Origin of the sequence: Nonomuraea sp. LPB2021202275-12-8 (genome assembly GCF_037044575.1) — a bacterium.
Taxonomy (GTDB): Bacteria; Actinomycetota; Actinomycetes; order Streptosporangiales; family Streptosporangiaceae; genus Nonomuraea.
Map to the genome: position 1 here is coordinate 17,451 of NZ_JBAHWD010000054.1, position 18,100 is coordinate 35,550.

Annotated in this window: 15 protein-coding genes and 1 pseudogene; 10 read left to right on the forward strand and 6 right to left on the reverse strand. The window is 70.8% G+C overall.

Features of this window, described 5'->3' with window-relative positions; genetic code table 11:
* Positions 1-6 precede the first annotated feature (6 nt).
* A complete protein-coding gene (locus V5E28_RS46075) occupies positions 7-636 on the forward strand; it encodes a TetR/AcrR family transcriptional regulator (protein ID WP_336216625.1) in 630 nt (209 codons plus the stop codon).
* 69 nt (positions 637-705) lie between these two features.
* Here V5E28_RS46075 and V5E28_RS46080 read toward each other — a convergent pair whose 3' ends face one another.
* Complete coding sequence (locus V5E28_RS46080) at positions 706-1,242, reverse strand: TetR/AcrR family transcriptional regulator (protein WP_336216626.1); 537 nt, start codon at positions 1,240-1,242, stop codon at positions 706-708.
* Between the two features lie 58 nt (positions 1,243-1,300).
* On the opposite strand from V5E28_RS46080, the gene V5E28_RS46085 reads away from it, so the two are divergent.
* From V5E28_RS46085 to V5E28_RS46095, 3 genes are all read left to right on the forward strand, one after another.
* Entirely contained in the window at positions 1,301-2,473 is a 1,173-nt protein-coding gene (locus V5E28_RS46085) for an FAD-dependent monooxygenase (protein ID WP_336216627.1), read from the forward strand.
* A gap of 83 nt (positions 2,474-2,556) precedes the next feature.
* The gene (locus tag V5E28_RS46090) at positions 2,557-3,321 is read left to right on the forward strand and encodes an ABC transporter ATP-binding protein (protein WP_336216628.1); all 765 of its coding nucleotides are present in this window, start codon (positions 2,557-2,559) and stop codon (positions 3,319-3,321) included.
* Positions 3,297-4,928: a hypothetical protein gene (locus V5E28_RS46095; protein ID WP_336216629.1), complete on the forward strand. Its 1,632-nt coding sequence runs from the start codon at positions 3,297-3,299 to the stop codon at positions 4,926-4,928. The genes V5E28_RS46090 and V5E28_RS46095 overlap by 25 nt, the downstream gene beginning before the upstream one ends.
* Positions 4,929-5,111: 183 nt before the next feature.
* Here the strand turns inward: V5E28_RS46095 and V5E28_RS46100 are convergent, their stop codons facing one another.
* Both V5E28_RS46100 and V5E28_RS46105 read right to left on the reverse strand, forming a co-directional pair.
* Positions 5,112-5,894 carry an SDR family NAD(P)-dependent oxidoreductase gene (locus V5E28_RS46100; protein ID WP_336216630.1) on the reverse strand — a complete coding sequence of 261 codons (783 nt, stop codon included), beginning with the start codon at positions 5,892-5,894 and terminating at the stop codon, positions 5,112-5,114.
* A gap of 84 nt (positions 5,895-5,978) precedes the next feature.
* Entirely contained in the window at positions 5,979-8,879 is a 2,901-nt protein-coding gene (locus V5E28_RS46105) for an ATP-binding protein (protein ID WP_336216632.1), read from the reverse strand.
* Between the two features lie 375 nt (positions 8,880-9,254).
* Here V5E28_RS46105 and V5E28_RS46110 point away from each other — a divergent pair.
* Positions 9,255-10,023, forward strand: a pseudogene (locus V5E28_RS46110) (ABC transporter ATP-binding protein).
* Positions 10,008-10,946 (forward strand): SDR family oxidoreductase, encoded by a 939-nt coding sequence (locus V5E28_RS46115; RefSeq protein WP_336216633.1) that lies wholly within the window; start codon positions 10,008-10,010, stop codon positions 10,944-10,946. The pseudogene V5E28_RS46110 and the gene V5E28_RS46115 overlap by 16 nt, the downstream one beginning before the upstream one ends.
* Before the next feature lie 336 nt (positions 10,947-11,282).
* Here the strand turns inward: V5E28_RS46115 and V5E28_RS46120 are convergent, their stop codons facing one another.
* Positions 11,283-12,197 carry a LysR family transcriptional regulator gene (locus V5E28_RS46120; RefSeq protein WP_336216635.1) on the reverse strand — a complete coding sequence of 305 codons (915 nt, stop codon included), beginning with the start codon at positions 12,195-12,197 and terminating at the stop codon, positions 11,283-11,285.
* Positions 12,198-12,267: 70 nt separating this feature from the next.
* Here V5E28_RS46120 and V5E28_RS46125 point away from each other — a divergent pair, with 70 nt between their 5' ends.
* The 4 genes from V5E28_RS46125 (at position 12,268) to V5E28_RS46140 (ending at position 15,948) form a co-directional block, all read left to right on the forward strand.
* Positions 12,268-13,227 (forward strand): NAD-dependent epimerase/dehydratase family protein, encoded by a 960-nt coding sequence (locus tag V5E28_RS46125; protein WP_336216637.1) that lies wholly within the window; start codon positions 12,268-12,270, stop codon positions 13,225-13,227.
* Positions 13,228-13,232: 5 nt separating this feature from the next.
* Complete coding sequence (locus tag V5E28_RS46130; RefSeq protein ID WP_336216639.1) at positions 13,233-14,108, forward strand: aldo/keto reductase; 876 nt, start codon at positions 13,233-13,235, stop codon at positions 14,106-14,108.
* Between the two features lie 319 nt (positions 14,109-14,427).
* A complete protein-coding gene (locus tag V5E28_RS46135) occupies positions 14,428-14,898 on the forward strand; it encodes a hypothetical protein (RefSeq protein WP_336216640.1) in 471 nt (156 codons plus the stop codon).
* Positions 14,899-15,381: 483 nt separating this feature from the next.
* On the forward strand, positions 15,382-15,948 hold the full coding sequence (locus V5E28_RS46140) for a hypothetical protein (RefSeq protein WP_336216642.1): 567 nt from the start codon (positions 15,382-15,384) through the stop codon (positions 15,946-15,948).
* An 82-nt stretch (positions 15,949-16,030) separates the two neighbouring features.
* Here V5E28_RS46140 and V5E28_RS46145 read toward each other — a convergent pair whose 3' ends face one another.
* Both V5E28_RS46145 and V5E28_RS46150 read right to left on the reverse strand, forming a co-directional pair.
* Positions 16,031-16,948, reverse strand: a complete 918-nt coding sequence (locus tag V5E28_RS46145; protein ID WP_336216644.1) for an aldo/keto reductase — start codon at positions 16,946-16,948, stop codon at positions 16,031-16,033.
* On the reverse strand, positions 16,945-17,994 hold the full coding sequence (locus tag V5E28_RS46150) for a hypothetical protein (RefSeq protein WP_336216645.1): 1,050 nt from the start codon (positions 17,992-17,994) through the stop codon (positions 16,945-16,947). Before V5E28_RS46150 ends, V5E28_RS46145 begins: the two co-directional genes overlap by 4 nt.
* Positions 17,995-18,100 lie beyond the last annotated feature (106 nt).

The window sequence follows — 18,100 nt, forward strand, 5'->3', positions numbered from 1 at the left end:
GGTGGGGTGAGACACATCATGGGCACGACTCGCACGCCGCGTGACAGGTGGATCGAGGAGGGGCTACAGGCGCTGGCCGCCGGCGGCCTGGATGCCGTCCGCGTCGAGGTGCTGGCGAAGAAGCTCGGCGTCACGAAAGGCGGGTTCTACGGGTCCTTCGCCGACCGCGACGCGCTGCTGGAGGCGATGCTGGACGTCTGGGAGCGGGAGAGCACCGACGAGGTGATCGACCGTGTCGAGCGCGAGGGCGGCGATCCGAGGACCAAAATCCAGCGTGCGGGGGTGCTCACCTTCTCCAGCGACCGGCTGCTGCCGATCGACCTCGCGATCCGGGACTGGGCCCGGCGCGACGAGACGGTCGCCGAGCGCCTGCGACGCGTGGACAACAGGCGCATGGCACTACTGCGCCAGATGATCGGCACCTTCTGCTCCGATGCCGACGAGGTCGAAGCCCGCAGCCTGCTCGCCTTCTGCGTGGCGATCGGCGAGCACTTCCTCGCCGCCGACCACGGCGACCGCACCCGGGCCCAGGTCCTCGTCCGCGCTGCCGCCCTGCTGCTCGACCACCCCTCGAAAACCCCGGCCACAGACAGCGATGACGGCCGCCCGTCGGGCTCCGCCACAGCCTCCGAGTGACCCCGGCCTACCCGACGAGGCCCTGCGCCTGCACGGCCGCGCGGCGGGGCAGGCCAGCACGCCCTACGGTCACGACGCACCCAAGGTCGATCCCACCAGGGTGCGCAGGCCGTACAGGAGCTCTGCCGGGGTCGGGGCGCCGTCGGGGTCCACGAGCCACTGCGCCGCCAGGCCACCCAGCACGGTCTGGACCACGGCTCCCACCCGTTCGGAGTCCGAGCCGAACAGCTCCGCCAGCCCGAGCCTGGCCTGCCGTCCCGCATCCACGAACGACTCGCGCAGCTCAGGGGTGCGCTCCATGTGCGCGACCAGCTCGAACTGGATCGCCCACAGCGGCCTGGACCTGGCGAAGGAGTCGATGACCTTGCCCCAGGTCGTCTCGAAGTCCCCCGGCTCGGCCAGCACCCGGCCCAGGTCGTCGCCCCACTCTCGCATCGCCTCCACCAGCGCCTCGTTGAGCAGGGCCTCCTTGGTGCCGTAGTGATAGCCGATCGCGGCCAGGCTCACCCCGGCCGCCGTGGCGATGTCGCGTGCCGTGGTGCGGGAGTAGCCCTTGACGTAGAGGCAGCGCTTGGCGCCGTCCAGAAGATCTTCTCGGTTGCCCATGAGCCAATCTTACACATACGTCTTGAACAACTGTCTAAGACATGCGTACTATTCGGGCATGACGAACATCCTCATCTCCGGCGCGAGCATCGCGGGCACGACCCTGGCCTACTGGCTGCGCGAGCACGGCTTCACCCCGACCGTCGTCGAACGCGCCACCGAGGTGCGCGAGGGTGGCTACAAGATCGACATCCGAGGCGCGGCCCTCGAGGTCGTCGAGCGGATGGGGCTGCTGGAGCAGGTCCGCGGACTGCGCACCGACGTGCGCACCGGCTCGGTGGTGGACGGCGAGGGCCGCCAGGTGGCCAGCATGGACGGCGACAGTTTCGGCGGGCGCGTCCACGAGGACGCCGAGGTGCACCGCGGCGACCTCGCCAGGCTCCTCCACGAGGCGACCAACGGCGTCGAGTACCTCTTCGGCGATTCGATCGCCTCGATCGACGGCACCCAGGTGACCTTCGACAGCGGCCTGGTACGCCACTTCGACCTGGTCATCGGCGCCGACGGGCTGCACTCCAACACCCGCGCGCTGGCCTTCGGCCCCGAGGAACGATTCGTCCACGACATGGGCTACAGCGTCTCGATCTTCAGCGTGCCCAACCACCTCGCGCTCGACCGTGAGGAGCTGACCTACGTCGGGCCCGGCCGTACGGCCCTGCTATACAGCACCCGGCAGGACGCCGGCGCCAAGGCCATGTTCCTGTGGGCCGCCGACGGCAAGGAGCGCGAGCGCGTCGAACAGCAGCAGGCACTGGCCCGGTCCTACAGCGGATCCGGCTGGGAGGTGCCGCGCCTGCTGGAAGGCATGGCCGACGCGCCCGACTTCTACTTCGACTCCCTCAGCCAGGTGCGCATGGACAGCTGGCACACCGGCCGGGTCGCGCTGGTCGGCGACGCGGCCTACTGCGCCTCCCCCGCCTCCGGGCAGGGCACCAGCCTGGCGCTGGTCGGCGCGTACGTGCTGGCGGGCGAGCTCAAGCGGGCCGCAGGCGACCACACCGCCGCCTTCCCCGCCTACGAGGCGCGGATGCGGCCCTTCGTCGAGGCCAATCAGGCCCTGGGCACCGGCAACATCAAGCGCATGGTCCTTTCGAGCCGGTTCCAGGTCCGCATGTCGATGGTGATGCTGCGCGTGGTCAACCTGCTGCCGGGCAAGAACCGGATCATGGCCAAGGTCGTCGAGCCGATCCACCGCGCCGCCACCGCGATCGAACTGCCCGCCTCCTGGTAGACGCGCCACCGCCCCGTACAGCCCGTCCTCGTTCTCCGGCCAGGGCCTGGAACGAACGACGGATCTTCGGAAGAGTGGGGCACATGGCCGACTCGGTTCGTACCCAGGGGCTGTTCAAGCGATTCGGACAACAGGTCGCGGTGGCCGGGGTCGACCTGGTGGTTCCGCGAGGCAGTTTCGCCGGTCTCGTCGGGCCCAACGGGGCGGGCAAGACGACGACGCTGAGCATGATCACCGGCCTCCTGCGCCCGGACGGTGGGCTCATCGAGGTCGACGGCGTCAACGTCTGGCGCGACCCGGCCCTGGTCAAGTCCCGGATCGGCGTGCTGCCCGAGGGGCTGCGCCTGTACGAACGGCTCTCCGGCCGCGAGCTGCTGCACTACAACGGCCAGCTGCGCGGCATCCCGGAGGCCGAGGTCGAACGCCGGGCAGAGGAGCTCCTCAAGGTGATGGACCTGGTCGAGTCGGCCGACAAGCTCGTGGTCGACTACTCGACCGGCATGCGCAAGAAGATCGGGCTGGCAGCGGCGCTGCTGCACAACCCGAGCGTGCTGTTCATCGACGAGCCCTTCGAGGGCGTCGACCCGGTCAGCGCCAACTCCCTGGAGGAGGTGCTGCGCCGGTTCACCGGCTCGGGCTCCACCGTCATCTTCTCCAGCCACGTGATGGACCTCGTCGAGCGGCTGTGCTCGTGGGTCTCGGTGATGAGCCGGGGACAGATCGTCGCGCAGGGGCCGCTCGACGAGGTGTGCGGCGGGCGCAAGCTCAACCAGGCGTTCCTCGACCTGGTCGGCGTGCGCGGCAACGGGGAGGAGGGGCTGACGTGGCTGGGCACGGCGAAGCAGTGACCCCGCTCGGCCTCGGGGCGACCGTACGGCTGTTCTCCCGGCTCAAGATCCGGCTCGTCGGCGGCAACCTGCGCGGCGACGTCGTCCACCAGATCGCGTTCATCATCTCCCTGGTGGTCGCGTTCTGCCTGGCGGTCCTGGGCTTCTTCCTGATGAGCCTGCTCCGCTTCGCCCCCGCCGACGTGGCGCGAGACGTCGGAATCTGCGTGTTCTTCCTGTTCTTCGTGGGATGGGCGCTGATCCCGCTGCTCACGTCCTTCGGCGTGGACGACACGCTCGACCCCGTCAAGCTCGCGCTGCTCCCGCTGCGCACCCGCCAGCTCGCGGCCGGCATGTTCACCGCCTCCGCGATCGGCGCCTGGCCGATCGCCAGCCTGATCGTCTCCGCGGGCGCGATCGTGGGCGTCGGAGTCGGGGTCGGAGTCGGGGTCGGAGGCGTGCTGGTCGGTATCATCGCGGTCCTCTTGCAGTTCGGGCTCTGCTTGGTCACCTCCAGGCTGCTGACCACCGGGCTGTCGGGGGCGCTGCGCAGCAGGCGCGGCCGCGACCTGCTCGCGGTCTCGGCAGTGCTGATCGTCCTGCTGGCCCAGCTGTCCAACCTGATCGTCAACCGCGGGCTGGCCGGCGACCCCCGGGCGATGCTCTCCGCCGTCGCGGGTGCGCTGCGCTGGACCCCGCCGGGGCTGGCCGCGCACGCGATCGCCGACGGGAACCTGGTGGCGCTCCTGGACCTGGTCGTCCTGGCCGTCGTGGTCCTCGCGATCGGCTGGCTGTGGATCACGCTGCTGCGCCGCGCGCTGATCACCGGTGACGCCTCCACCCAGGCGGGCAGCGTTCGCCGCTCTCGCGGCGGCGGCCTCGCGAGGTTCCTGCCCGACGGCCAGATCGCCGCCGTGGTCTCCAAGGAGCTCAAGTACTTCCGGCGCGACCCGCGCGGCCGGATCCAGTGGTTCAGGGCGATCGTGGTCACCGTGATCCTGGCGATCTCGCTGACCGGCGGGTCCGGGGACGGCGGGCCGGTCGGCTCGTACACCGTGATCATGCCCGCCTGCCTGGGCGCGATCATGGTCGGCTGGCAGTCGTGCAACGCATTCGGCGTCGACGGCCGCTCCATGTGGATGAACGCAGTGGCCTACGGCACCGTGCGCGAGCTGCGCACCGACTTCGCCGGGCGGCACCTCGCCGTCTCCGTCGTCGCGGTGCCGCTGCTCGCCGTCCTCTCGGTCGCCGCCGGGGTACTGGCCGGCGTGCCGTCCTGGAGCCTGCCCGCCATGTGCACGGCGTGGGGGCTGCTCGGCACCGCCCTCGGCGTGGGCGCGGTGACCAGCGTCGTGCTGCCCTACACCACGCCCGACCGGCTCAACGCCTTCACCGGCGTGGCCCCCGGCCAGGGCCTCCTCGCGTTCGCGGGGGCGGTCGCCGCCATGCTCGGCTCGGGGGCGCTCATCCTGCCGGTCCTCATCCCGGTCGTGCTCGGCTTCACCTGGGTGAGCGTGCTCGCGGTGGCGTACGGCGTGCTGATCGCGTGGGCGGGCCGGCGCGTCGCCGGTTCCATCGGGTTCGCGAGGTTCCCCGAGATCCTGGGGGCGGTGACCCGGCCGACCTGACAGCGGCCGTGCCGTGACTGTTGAGGGCCATGGCACGCTGGTGACACGGACGCTTTCGCCTTTCTGCTCGCCGGCTGACTCCAGTGATCTGGTGACGGCCATCGGCTGCGCCGCCGACGCGCTGTGGTGCCCGTGACACGGGCACCACAGGTGCCGGTGCGACTGCCTGGGTGCGGTGGGCGACTATCGCGCCCACATGGGGCCGAGGTAAGCGCCGCCGGTGGCGTCGAGCACGTTGCCGGTGATCCAGCGGGCGTCGTCCGAGGCGAGGAATGCGACGACGTCGGCGATGTCGTCCGGCCGGCCGATCCTGCCGAGCGCGGTCAGGTCCGTCAAGACGGTCCGGGTCGCGGGGTTGCGCAGGAGGTCGGTCACCTCGGTGTCGGTGCTGCCGGGGCTCACCGTGTTCACCGTGATGCCGCGCTCGCCGAGGGCGTTCGCCAGCGTCCGGCTCATGACCTCCAGGGCGCCCTTGGACATCGCGTAGGCGATCTGGCTGGGCAGGGCGACCCGCGTGGCGAGCGAGGAGATGTTGACGATGCGCCCGCCGTCGGGCATCAGCGGCAGTGTCGCCTGGATGAGGAACAGCGGCGCCTTCACGTTGATCGCGAAGACCTCGTCGAACTGGCCAGGGCTCAGCCGATCGACCGACCCGGCCCGTACCGTGTCCTGGTTTCCGCAGGCCGCGTTGTTGACCAGGATGTCCAGCGGCCGCTCGCCCAGGCCCGCGGTCAGGCCGGTGAGCAACGTCCGGACGTCGCCGTCCGTGCCGAATTCCGCCTGGACCGGGAAGGCCTCACCACCGGCCTGTTCGATCGTGGCCACCGTCTCCTTGGCCGCATCGGCGTTGCGGCTGTAGTGCACCGCCGCGAGCGCGCCGTCCGCGGCCAGCCGCTGGGCGATGGCTCGGCCCATTCCCCGTGAGGCGCCGGTCACCAGCGCGGTCTTGCCCGTCAAATCCGTCATAGCGGACTCCCGTCAGTGATAGGCGATGACCACGAGGCTGGCTGGGACCGCTCACCGCGCACTCACCACCCACACACCGGCCCTTCACCGCCCACCATCGTCGAACGCGGCCACCGCGGCCAGAGCCTCAGCCGAGGCGGCGGCAGCCGGACGATCTCCGTACGCACGCGCGGTGGCGAGGGCCTGCCCGTAGCGGAAGCGGGCCCGGCCGGTGTCCTGCTCAGCCTCCGCGAGCCGGCCGAGGCCGATGAGGATCCGCCAGCGCGTCCGCGCGGCGCCCATCGATGCCCGGCCGCAGCCTCGCAGCGCCCGTTCGTACAGCTCGCGTGCGGCCGGAAGATCGCCACGCAGGAGCGCGACGTCCGCGAGCCCGCGCTCGGCGCCGGCCTGGGTCTCGGGTGTTCCGGCGCGGCGGGCGAACGCGATGGCACGCTCGTACTCCGCGCGCGCCGCGAGCAGCCGGCCGGCGTCGGCCAGCCCGTCGGCGTTCCCGACGAGCAGCCTGGTCAGGTCCTCCACCGCGCCCAGCCGTCCCGCCAGGTCCATGGCCTCCGCCATCAGCGCGGCGAACCCCGTCTCGTCCGCGAGCCCGGCCATCTGCTCCAGGGCGGCGAGGACTCCCCACCGGTCCCCGGTCTCACGGAACCCCTCCAGCGCGGCGCGGAACCCCCGCTCGGCGGTGTCCCGCTCGCCGCCCAGGAGGCTGTTGACCCCTGATTCCAGGCGGGTGAACGCTCGAGACCATGGATCGGCGGGGACCTCCCCGTCCACATGGCAGGGGCCGTTCACCATGAGCCGCAGGACGCGCAGGAACGGGTATCGGAGACGCCGATCGGCGAGGCGCTCCAGATGATCGCGCAGCCGCTGATCGTGCACGTTGTCGGCGGCCGCGGCGTGCGCCAGGCACAGCGTGTACTCCTCCTCGAGACCGGCGGGCGGCTCGTCGCCGATCGTCACGAGCAGGCCGGCAGCCACCGCGGCTCGCTCGCCGGGCAGTCCCCGCAACTGCCCCTGCCACGACAGGGCGGCGAGCAGGCGGAGCCCGAGCACGGGGTCGGCCTCCGCCGCCCAGAGGAGCGCCGCGTGGAAGTTGCCGCGTTCGGCGTCGAGGCGGGCCAGCCACTCCAGCTGGTCAGGGCCGCGCAGGTGCGGCTCGGCGGCCCGGGCCAGGTCGAGGAAGTACGCCGCATGGGCCGCTCTCACCTGGTCCCGCTCGCCGTCGCCGGCCAATCGCTCGGCGCAGAACTCATGGACGGTCTCCAGCATGCGGTACCGGCCCCCGCCGGCCTCCACCAGGGACTTGTCGACGAGGTCGGCGAGCAGTTCGACGACCTCGCCCTCGGACGGCCCGCAGACCCGGGCGGCCGCATGGAGCGGCGCGCCGCCGCTGAAGACCGTCAGCCGCGCGGCCAGCGCCTGTTCAGGGCGGCTCAGCAGGTCCCAGCTCCACCCGACGACCGAGCGGAGCGTCCGGTGTCGGGGCGCCGCCGAACGATCGCCACGCGACAGGAGCCGGAACCGGTCGTCCAGCCGGGCCTCGACCTCCTTGAGCGTCAGCGACCGCATCCGCGCGGCCGCGAGCTCGATCGCCAGCGGCAGTCCGTCGAGCGCCCGGCAGACCCGCAGGACCGCGTCGACGTTGGCGTCGTCGATCAGGAACCCGGGCCGCACGGCGGCGGCCCGGTCGGCGAACAGCCGCACCGCCGGATGGCCGGGCATCTCCGGGCCGCCGCCGTCCAGGGGCAGCGGCGGGACCGGATGCAGCGTCTCTCCGGTGATGCCCAGCCTCTCCCTGCTGGTGACCAGGATCCGCAGGTCCCGGCAGGCCGCCAGCAGCCGACGGGCGAGCGCGGCGACCTCGGCGACGACGTGCTCGCAGTTGTCCAGGACGAGCAGCACCCGCCGATCCGCCAGCCCCGCGATCAGCCGTTCCACGGGGTCGAGCGGACCGGACAGCGCGGGCACCAGCCCGGCCTCGCGCAGACCCAGCGCGTTGATCACAACCTGCGGGGCGGCCGCGCCGTCGGCCAGCGGAGCCAGGTCGACGAAGCGGACCTCACCCTGCTCCCGCCCCGCGGCCTCGACCGCCAGCCGGGTCTTGCCGACCCCGCCCGGCCCGGTGAGCGTGACCAGGCGTCCCTCGCCGAGCAGCGCGCGGACGCGTTCGAGGTCGCCGTCGCGCCCCACGAAACTGGTGAACGGGGCCGGAACGCCGCCTCCCGACGTCTCGGCGGGCGAAGGCCCCGCGCGCAGCACCGCCAGGTGCACACCGCCGAGCTCAGGGGAGGGATCGACACCGAGCTCCTCTGCCAGCGTCCGCCGCGCGTCTTCGAACACCTGGAGCGCCTCGGCCTTCCTGCCGCTCCCGTACAGGGCCCGCATGAGCTGTCCGCGCAGACGTTCCCGCAGCGGATGCGCCGCCACGATCTCCGGCAGCTCCGCCGCCAAGTCGCGGTGCTCACCGTGCGCCAACCGCGCCTCGACCAGGTCTTCGAGTACGGCGACCCGCAGCTCCTCCAGCCTGGCGGCCGGCTCCCCGGCGAAGGGCACGTCGATGAGGTCGGCCAGCGCCGGCCCCCGCCACAGTGCCAGGGCCTCGCCCAGGAGCCGGGCGGCGCCGGCGTGATCTCCGGCGGCGAGCACGTGCCGCCCTTCGCCGGCGAGCCGCTCGAACCGGTGTACGTCGACGTCGTCGGGATCGGCGAGCAGCCGGTATCCGGCGGGACCGAACTGGAGCAGATCGCCCGTTTCGCCCGCGGCCCCGAGCCGGCGACGCAGCCGGGACACCTGGGACTGCAGGGCGTGCACCGCATCGCTCGGCGCCTGCGGGCCGTACAGGCCCTCGACGAGCCGGCGCACGCCCACCGTCCGGCCCGCGTTCAGCAGCAGCATCGCCAGCAGCGCTCGCAGCTGCGGTCCGCCGGCGGCGACCGTCTCACCATCGGCGGACCACACCTCCAAGGCCCCCAGGACACCGAATCGCACGGCAGGCAGGATGGTCAGGAGCCGGGGAGCGGTCGTAGGCCCTCGGAGATGCGGCGCTCAGGCGTCTGGGCCCCCGGCCTGCGCTGTGCGATCACCACTCCCCCATCAATCGGTCTTCTTTGCAGCAACCCTATGCTCCCTGACATTCGGGCGCCGCCGCCGAGTACTCGGCGGTGCCGCACGGCGTCGCCGTCTTCCCCTGCGACCCGGGCGTCCGGGCCTTCTTCCGCGCGGTCCGGTGAGTTGCACCACTGGCGGTGGGGACATAACCGCGGTTGATCACCCATACTGGCCGCGTCCCAAAGTCGGTACGGCACATGCGGTTCTGGTGTTCGTGACGAATCATCCGCTCACTGACGTTCGAGAAGGAAGCCCTTGAAAGCATCGACCAGCTCTCCCGCGCTTCGCCTCGCCGCCCTGGCAAGACGTTCGACCACAAGGTCGCGGTCGACCATATCGACCTGGAGGTGCCGAGCGGATCGTTCTTCGGCCTGGTAGGTCCCAACGGAGCGGGAAAACCACCTCGCTGTCGATGGCGGTGGGATTGCTGCGGCCGGACGCGGGCCGGGCCGAGATCTTCGGCCAGGACGTGTGGTCCGCTCCGGAGCGGGCCAAGGCCATGGTGGGGGTGCTGCCGGACGGGCTGGCCATGCCCGAGCGGCTGACCGGCCGCGAAATGCTCACGTACCTGGGCCTGCTGCGCGGCCTGGCCAAGGACGTGGTGGCCCAGCGGGTCGAGGAACTGCTGGCCGTGCTCGAGCTGGACGGCGCGGACAAGACGCTGGTCATCGAGTACTCGACCGGCATGCGCAAGAAGATCGGGCTGGCCACCGCGCTGCTGCATGCGCCGCGGCTGCTGGTGCTGGACGAACCGTTCGAGGCGGTCGATCCGGTCTCCGCCGCGACGATCAAGACGATCTTGCGCGGCTTCGTCGCCGGTGGCGGCTCGATCGTGCTGTCCAGCCACGTGATGGCGCTGGTCGAGCAGCTGTGCGACCACGTCGCGGTGATCGACAAGGGCCGGGTGGCCGCGGTCGGCACCCTGGACGAGGTGCGCGGCGGCCACTCCTTGGAAGACGCCTTCGTCGGGCTCGTCGGCGACCAGGACAACGACGTCAAGGAGCTGTCGTGGCTGTCGCACTGACCATGGCCCAGATGAAGCTCGCCATGCTGCGCCACGCCTTCCACGGCACACGCGCGCAGACGGCGGGCACTGGCGCCGCGCTCGGCGTGCTGTTCGCGGCCGGAACCGTCTACCTCGCCTTCGTCAGCCCCGACCTGCTGGCCGCCGGGTACGCGGTCTGGCTGCTGGGCTGGATGCTCGGGCCCGTCTTCATGGGCGGCGGCGACGAGACGTTACGACCGGAGTACTTCTCCCTGCTCGGCCTGCCACCGCGCCGCCTGGCGACGGGGCTGCTGGTCGCGGCCTTCGTCGGCGTCGCGCCGCTGGTCAGCCTGACCGCGCTGCTCGGGCTGCTGGTGACGGGTGCCCGTCTCGGCGCCGTGAACGCTCTGGTGGCCGTGCCCGCGATGGTGCTGCAGCTGGCCGTGTTCGTGCTGCTGTCGAAGGTGGGCGTGGCGGTGGTCGGGCTGGCGCTGCGCTCACGGCTGGGCGCGATCGTCTCCGGCCTGCTCAACGGCGCGGTCCTGGCTGCGCTGGGGCAGATCTGGGTCTTCTTCTGGGCCTTCGGCCAGACGGGCGTGCCCACCGCGGTGTGGTATCTGCCCTCCGGCTGGGGCTTGCTCGCCGTCCAGGGCCACTGGTGGGCGCCGGCCGCGCTGGCCGTACTGGTGCTGCTGCTCCTGGGCCTGTGGGCGGCCCTGCTCACCCGGCGCATGGGCGCGGGGGGTGTCCGTGTCGTGATCGTCGAGCCCGGCTTCGTCGCCACCGAACTGGCCGACCACATCACGGACCCCACTATGCAGGCCGCCGCGCAGAACATCGCCGCCTCCATGCGCACCCTGCAGCCCGAGGACATCGCCAACGCTGTCGTGTACGCGGTCACCCAGCCGGAGCACGTCGCGGTCAACGAGATCCTCATCCGCCCGACCGACCAGACCCGGTAGGCGAGCGCCCCCGGCCCTTCGCGAGTGGAGCTCGATGTCGAGATGGCGAGCGTTACAGCCTCGAGGCCAGGCCCGCACCACCCAGCAAATCCAGTTCGATCATTTCGGTCGAGTGCGCGAGTCTCAGCACGGCGGCCAGGAGGAGCTCAGCCACCTCCCGACAACGGCCTTCCTTGGCCACGAACTTCCCGTATCGAGCAATCCCTCCCACGGTGATCAAACGTATCAAGCTTTGAGCTGGGCCATCGTCACCTGGTCTCCCCACTGCGGCCCGCCAAGAGGTGCCGCCGACCCGTCGCCACGGCCGGTGATGCGCCCGTACCGGTGCAGTGACCGTCACCCACCGCCGGGCAGCGCTCCCGCCTCTTTCCGCAACCCCTCCACCAGGGTCCGCACCAGCGGGTGGTCGTGCCGCTGCCGGCCGGTGGCGATCCCGATGTATCGGACGGGACGGGGCGGGTTCAGCGGGACGACGGCCAGGCCGGGTGTCTCGGGCGCCAGGCAGATGGCCGGCACGAGACTGATGCCGAGGCCCGCCGCGGTGAGGGCCTGGGCGAGGTGATAGTCGCTGGTGGTGCCGCTGACCCGCAGCTCGAACCCGGCCGCGGCCGCGTAGTCGCGCAGGAACGTCTCCGTCTTGGAGCAGCCGATCACCCACGGCTGCTCCGCCAGCTCGGCCAGGTCGACGGACGCCCGGGCCGCCAGCGGATGGGCGGCGGGCATCGCCACGGACAGCGGGTCCTCGGCCAGCGGCGTCCACCTCAGGCCCGTACGATCCCCGGGCAGCACGGGCAGCGGCCCGTCGAAGTGGTAGGCGACGGCCAGATCCACCTCGCCCCGCCGGACCAGGGGCAGGCTGTCCTCGGGCTCCCGCTCCACCACGTTCACCTCCACCCGGGGATGGGCGGCGACGAACGGCGCGAGGACGCCGGGCAGCAGCGCGCGGCCCGCGCTGGTGAAGGTGGCGATGTTCAGCCGCCCGTGGCCCGAGGCCAGCTCGTCGATCCGCTCACGAGCGTGCCGCAGCTCGGCCGCGATCGTCTCGGCCGTCTCCACGAGCAGCCGCCCCGGCTCGGTGAGGGCCACTCCGCGGGTGCTGCGGGTGACGACGCGGGTGCCGAGCTGCCGTTCCAGCGCGGCGATCTGCTGGGAGACGGCGGACGGCGTGAGCAGCATCGCTGCCGCCGCGCGGTTGAAGCTGCCGTGCGCGGCCACCTCCCGCAGCACCCGCAGCCGATGGGGTTCGATCAACAGTTTTCCTTAATACAAGCTCAACGAGTCACCACTACCTCTGTGGAGGCTACCCGGCCAGTCTTGGCCCATGACAGAGATCTGCGTCATCGGCGGCAACCGCTACTTCGGCCGCCACCTGATCCGCCTGCTGCAGAACGCGGAGAACCGCGTCACCGTGGTCAACCGGGGCTCGGCGCCACCGCCGCCCGGCGCCGACCACGTCATCGCCGACCGGGATGACGAGGAGGCCCTCACCCGCGCCCTGGGCAGCCGCACCTTCGACGCCGTCATCGACCAGGTGTGCTACACGCCCGTCCAGGCGGCCATCGCCCGCCGCGTCTTCACCGGCCGCACCGCCCGCTACGTGATGACGTCCACGATGGAGGTCTACGATCCGGCCACCTCACCGTCCCTCCTGCCCCCGGCAACCGTCCCGGTCCCGGAGAGCGCCGTCGATACTGCCTCCTGGCCGGTGCGGTGGGACCTGCCATGGCGGTCCTCGGACGCCCTGTCCCGCCTCTTCGGCGAGGCCGGCGCGTACGCGGAGGGTAAGCGTCAGGCCGAGGCGGTGTTCTCCCACGACCCGGCGTTCCCGTTCGTCTCGGTACGTAGCGCCCACGTCCTCGGCGGCGGGATCCACGACTTCACGCGACGCCTGCACCATTACGTGGAGCGAGTGAGCGCCGGTCTGCCGGTCGACGTGCACCGCGACCCGGCCCGCACGTCGTTCGTCCACAACGAGGAGATCGCCGCGTTCCTGCAGTGGGCGGCCACGCGATCCGGCTTCACCGGTCCCGTCAACGCCGCCTCCCATGGCGCCCTCACCGTCACCGGCCTGTGCGAGCTGATCGCGACCACGACCGCCTCGCCGGCTCCGGCGTACCGCATCGTCCCCGACGGCGAGCCCGCCTCTCCGTTCTCCTTCGACCGCCCCTACGCGATGAGCAACGCCCGTGCCACCGCGCTCGGCTTCCCCTTCACCAAGGTGACCGACTGGCTGCCGCAGGCGGTCACCGAGACCATCGCCGACCTCCTCCTGGAGCGCTGAAGACCATGCTCACCCGCCGCATCGGAACGGCCGACGTCAGCGCCATCGGCCTCGGCGCCATGCCCCTGTCCATCGAGGGCCGCCCCGACCGCGCCAGCGCGATCGCCACCGTGCACGCCGCCCTCGACGCGGGCATCACTCTGATCGACACAGCCGACTCCTACCACTGGCAGGCCGGCGAACGCGGCCACAACGAGGCACTCCTCGCCCAGGCCCTGGCCACCTGGCCCGGGGGCGGCTCCGGCGTACTGATCGCCACCAAGGGCGGACGCACCCGCCCCGGCGACGGCAGCTGGACCGTCAACGGCGGCCCCGGCCACATCAGACGCGCCTGCGAGGGCTCCCTGCGCCGCCTGGGCGTGGAGGCGATCGGCCTCTACCAGCTCCACAAACCCGACCCGGCCGTCCCCTGGTCGGACTCGGTGGGCGCGCTGCGCGACCTCCTCGACGCGGGCCTCGTGCGCGCGGCGGGCATCTCCAACGTGACCTGCGACCAGATCCACGAGGCCCGGGCCATCCTCGGCGACTCCCTGGTCTCAGTCCAGAACCGTTACAACCCGCAACACCGCGACAGCCTGCCCGAGCTCCGCCTCTGCGACCGCCTCGGCATCGCCTTCCTCCCGTGGAGCCCCCTGGGCGGGATCGCACGCAGCTCCCTGGACGGTCCTGGGGACACCTCGCCACGCACCCCCTTCCACGCCGTGGCCGAGGAACGCGGCACCACGCCCCAGCAGATCTGCCTGGCCTGGCACCTGTCCCACTCGAGACACGTCATCCCCATCCCAGGCGCCACCCGCCCGGAATCAGCCCGCTCCTCAGCGCAGGCAGCGAGCCTGACACTCACGCGGGAAGAACTCGACCGGCTGGACAACGCCGGGTGAGGCGCCGAACAACCACGACCGCGCCGCCCTCGTCCTGCTCGCCCAGGCAGACGTACCTACAGGGTTGTCCGGCCACTTACGCGGCGATCGACGGAGATCCGACCATGACGCCTACCGCCGCCCGGGTCTGGCGCGTCGGCATTCGTCCGCACGCCGCCGGGCAGAGCGAGAGCTTCGCCCGCTTCCGGGCAACCCACCACGTCAGCTCCGACCACGTCATCGACCTCGGCGGGGACCGGCCTGGAGCACTTGGGTCGGGGTCGGACTACCCTCCAGGGACCCCTTGAAGCCGACACCCGAACGCCCTGGAGAAGTCGTCATGACCATGCCCGAGCACCTCACGACCTGGCGCGACGCTCGCTACGACATGCCCGTCAGCCAGCAGCTGGAGCGCTACAACGAGCTGGCCGCCAAGCACGCATCGGCTCGCGCCCGGATCGAACTGGTGACCCGAGGGATCTATGACCCCACCCGGCACGGAGCTGAAGACCGGCCGCCACTCACCGTCGCCGAGCACATCGAACTGCTGGCCTTGGCGGAGTGCATCGCGCGCACCGTGCGCCATCCCGCCAACGTCCACCACGCGTTGCTGGCCGGAGTCACCTGGGCCGACATCGCCCGCATCATTGACTCCGACGAGCTCACCGTCCGGCAGGACTACCAGCAGTGGGCCGACGACCAGCACGACCTCAACCGGTACGACCCCGGCCTCGGTATGACCGCCGACGAGCACGCCGCCGCGACCTCCAGAGCGGCAGAGGGATCAGCCACACCTTCCGGCGGTCAGTAGTCAAGGGACCAGTTTGGGCAACGCGTTCTTGGCCCGTACTGCCTTCGCCCGGAAAGACACGAGTAAAGCGCCGGCGTGGTCAGGACCATTCGGTACGCCGCCGACATCTCCTCTGTCTCCCTGGGCGGAAGGCTGGGCTTGTGGTGGGCCCGAGTCTCGCGCTTCTTGCGTTCGCGCCGTGATTCCCGCATGGCCCGCGAACATCCATCCAGCGAAATATTCGACTGACTCGAATACTCAGATAAAGCTGGGCCAATATGAAAGGGCCTCGACCTGGCTCCTCGGTCCGTACGCCGGGCCCGCTGGATGATCCAGGCTGCCTCATCGGGCACCGCCGGCCCGGAGATCATCGCTACTCTGCGACAATGTCATTCAATTATCGATCGTCTGGCGCGATGGCGCTCGCGGCGGCTGCCGCACTCACCACCTCAACCTCGATCGCGCACTGGCGTGCAGGCTCCCGATCTCCTGATCGTGCAACAGGTGCGTAGCACCGGGCAGGCCACGGCTTACGCCAACCAGCTCTCGGCCAGATTCGGATATCCGGCGGGCACCTACAAGGCGATCGTGGCCTGGGACGACCCCGAGGCGTGGGGCAGCTCGCACAAGTGCGGTCAGCAGGCGCTTGGCGACCTGAAGAAGAAGCAGACCAATGGGATCGTCTACAACACCAGAACGCTGAGTCTCGCGGCGAGCGACATCTCGAAATACTGGACCATGCACCTCCCAGAACAGAACGGGGGGAATGCCTGCGCAGGTGCGGGCTACACAGGCATCGGGAACTCCGGCATCCATGTCGGCGCGGACGCCACGAGCCTGCTGAACGCGTCAACGATCCGCGTGATCGGGATCGATGCGAATCGCACGAACATCGCCCCGACAACACTCGGCGGCTTCGGCGTGACCGGCTATGGAGCAAAAGCAACCGCCGGTTCCAGAAAGATCGACTATTTGTTCGTCAAGGGCGCCGTGCAGCCGTCGAGCATCGATCACACGGTAAGCAGTACGAAGTCAAACCATCTCGCACTGTACGGATTCATCAGGTTCTGAACTCTCACCGCGCCGGCACCAGCGGCGTGGATCGCCGGCGGATCCGACAGGGGTGGCGACGGCGCGCGGGCGACTTGAGCACCTACCTCGCGCCGAGGCGGTCCCGCAGCGCGTCGTAGACGTCCGTCGGGAGCGGGCCCTTCTGGGCGGCTGCGGCGTTGGCCCGCACGTGCGCGACCTGGGTCGAGCCGACGATCACCGAGTGCAGATCCTGGTGACTGAGGATGAAGCGGAGCAGGAGTTCCATCGTCGAGGCGCCGTCCGCCAGATCGTCCAGGCCGGCGGCGGCGAGCCGCGCGTGGTGGTCGGCGAGCGGCCGGCGCATCGGCTCCGGCATGGCCTGGGGCGGAGCCATGAGCGGGCGGGCGACCGAACCGCGAGCGATCGTCCCCGCGCCGGCTGCCGCGGCGGCGCTGACGAGTTTCTCGTGGGAGCGATCGAGCGCCGAGTAAGGAAGCAGGAAAACGTCGAACGCCCCCATCGCGACGTGCTCAGGAAGGTTGGGCAGATTCCCTGACATGCCGGTGAAGCGGATCGCGCCTTCGTCCTGAAGGGCCAGCATCTCGGCGATGGTGTCCTCGGCCCGCATCACGGCGACGCTCGGACTCATGTGCACCATCAGGATGTCAAGGTGGCCGGTGCGCATCCGGCGCAGGCTCTGCTCGACGCACGCGCGGACGTTCGCCCTCGTGTAGACGTGCGGCGGAAACGTGCGCGGGTCACCGTCCGCGGCGAGGGGGCAACCGCACTTGCTGGAGAGGATGAACTCGTCGCGCCTGTGGGAAATCCAGCGGCCGATGTGCTCCTCGGCGTCGCCGTAGTCCGGCGAGGTGTCGATGAGATTCACTCCCGAGTCGAGGACCGTGTTCAAAACCGTACGGGCCTCGTCGTCGCTCATCGGTTTGCCCCACGCCTGCGGCCCGCGCATCTCCATCGCTCCGTAGCCGAGGCGGCTCGCCTGCAATCCGGTTCTTCCGAGCTTCGCAGTTGGCAGCGTCACGCCGTCGTCCTCTCTTCGGTCTCGGCCGTCCTGGCGCGTCCGTACTCGGCCAGGGCGTGGAAGGCGGCCTTGGGTTCCCACGGCAGCCCCGGATACGTCGTCCCGGTGCGGCCGTGCTCCAGGATCTTGACGATGCCGAAGCTGGCGGTGTCGAAGTCCCGTTCGGGCTCGGAGGACGTCGGCAGGTCCCGGCGGGCGAAGGTGTTGACGAACGCCGTGTCCGTACCCTCTTCGTGGTAGATGTCGAGAAGCTCGCGCACGTACCCGGCCTGTTCTTCTTCGTCCCGCATGACGGTCGCGGTCAGGTGGGGGCGGGCGCGTTCGTCCCATTCGACGATGGACTCGCCGCGTGCGCCCAGAGCGGCGGCTCCGCGGTGGGTGGTGCAGCCGAACTCGGTGACGGCGAACGGCTTGCTCTGCGCGGTCTGCGCGCGGAGACCCTCACGGAATCCGTGCGCGGTGGTCGCGTCGCGGTATCCGGCATCGGTGGCGATCATGTCGAACGGAACCCAGTCCACGCCTTCGAAGGGCAGGGAGGCGTAGCTGATCGGGCCGCCGAACCGTTCGCGTACCGCGGCGACGGCTCGGGTGAGGAAGGCGTTGACGCGGGCGGGCAGTTCGGGGAGTGCGGCGCGCAGCCGCGCGGGCTCGGCGAGCAGGCCGAGCCGCTCCTTCAGGCTGTCACCGGGCAGAAACCCGCCGGTGAACAAGCTGATCTCGGAACCGGTCAGGAAGACGACGCGCGTCCCTTCCCGGCGCAGGCGTTCGGCCCGTTCGGCACTGTCGACGATGAACGTCATCAGCTCGTCCTGGGTCAGGCCGTTGGTGAACGGCGAGTACCAGACCTCCAGGCCCGCGCGGGCGGCGTGGTGTGCGGCGACCTCAAGACGGTCCGGGTCTCCCCCGGTGATGCGGACCGCGTCGCAGTGCAGTTCGTCGCGGATGATCTGCATTTCCCGGCGGACTGTGTCCGGGTCGAAGGGCTCGTGGGTGGTGGTTCCGGCAGACAGGAAGCCGGTGTCGTAGGTGACACCGTAGGCACGCATCAGGGGCCTCCATGGGTGGTTGTGCGGGTGGGACCTGGGTTCTCGGACGACCTAGAAGTCCATGTCGCCGCCGCCGGGCATGGCGGGAGCGGCAGGGGTCTTCTCC

Excerpts from the sequence above, each read along its gene's own strand:
- V5E28_RS46090 (WP_336216628.1), top strand. The coding sequence starts at position 2,557 with ATGGCCGACTCGGTTCGTACCCAGGGGCTGTTCAAGCGATTCGGACAA.
- V5E28_RS46085 (WP_336216627.1), top strand. The coding sequence starts at position 1,301 with ATGACGAACATCCTCATCTCCGGCGCGAGCATCGCGGGCACGACCCTG.
- V5E28_RS46150 (WP_336216645.1), bottom strand. The coding sequence starts at position 17,994 with ATGCGTGCCTACGGTGTCACCTACGACACCGGCTTCCTGTCTGCCGGA.
- V5E28_RS46130 (WP_336216639.1), top strand. The coding sequence starts at position 13,233 with ATGCTCACCCGCCGCATCGGAACGGCCGACGTCAGCGCCATCGGCCTC.
- V5E28_RS46080 (WP_336216626.1), bottom strand. The coding sequence starts at position 1,242 with ATGGGCAACCGAGAAGATCTTCTGGACGGCGCCAAGCGCTGCCTCTAC.
- V5E28_RS46100 (WP_336216630.1), bottom strand. The coding sequence starts at position 5,894 with ATGACGGATTTGACGGGCAAGACCGCGCTGGTGACCGGCGCCTCACGG.
- V5E28_RS46135 (WP_336216640.1), top strand. The coding sequence starts at position 14,428 with ATGACCATGCCCGAGCACCTCACGACCTGGCGCGACGCTCGCTACGAC.
- V5E28_RS46125 (WP_336216637.1), top strand. The coding sequence starts at position 12,268 with ATGACAGAGATCTGCGTCATCGGCGGCAACCGCTACTTCGGCCGCCAC.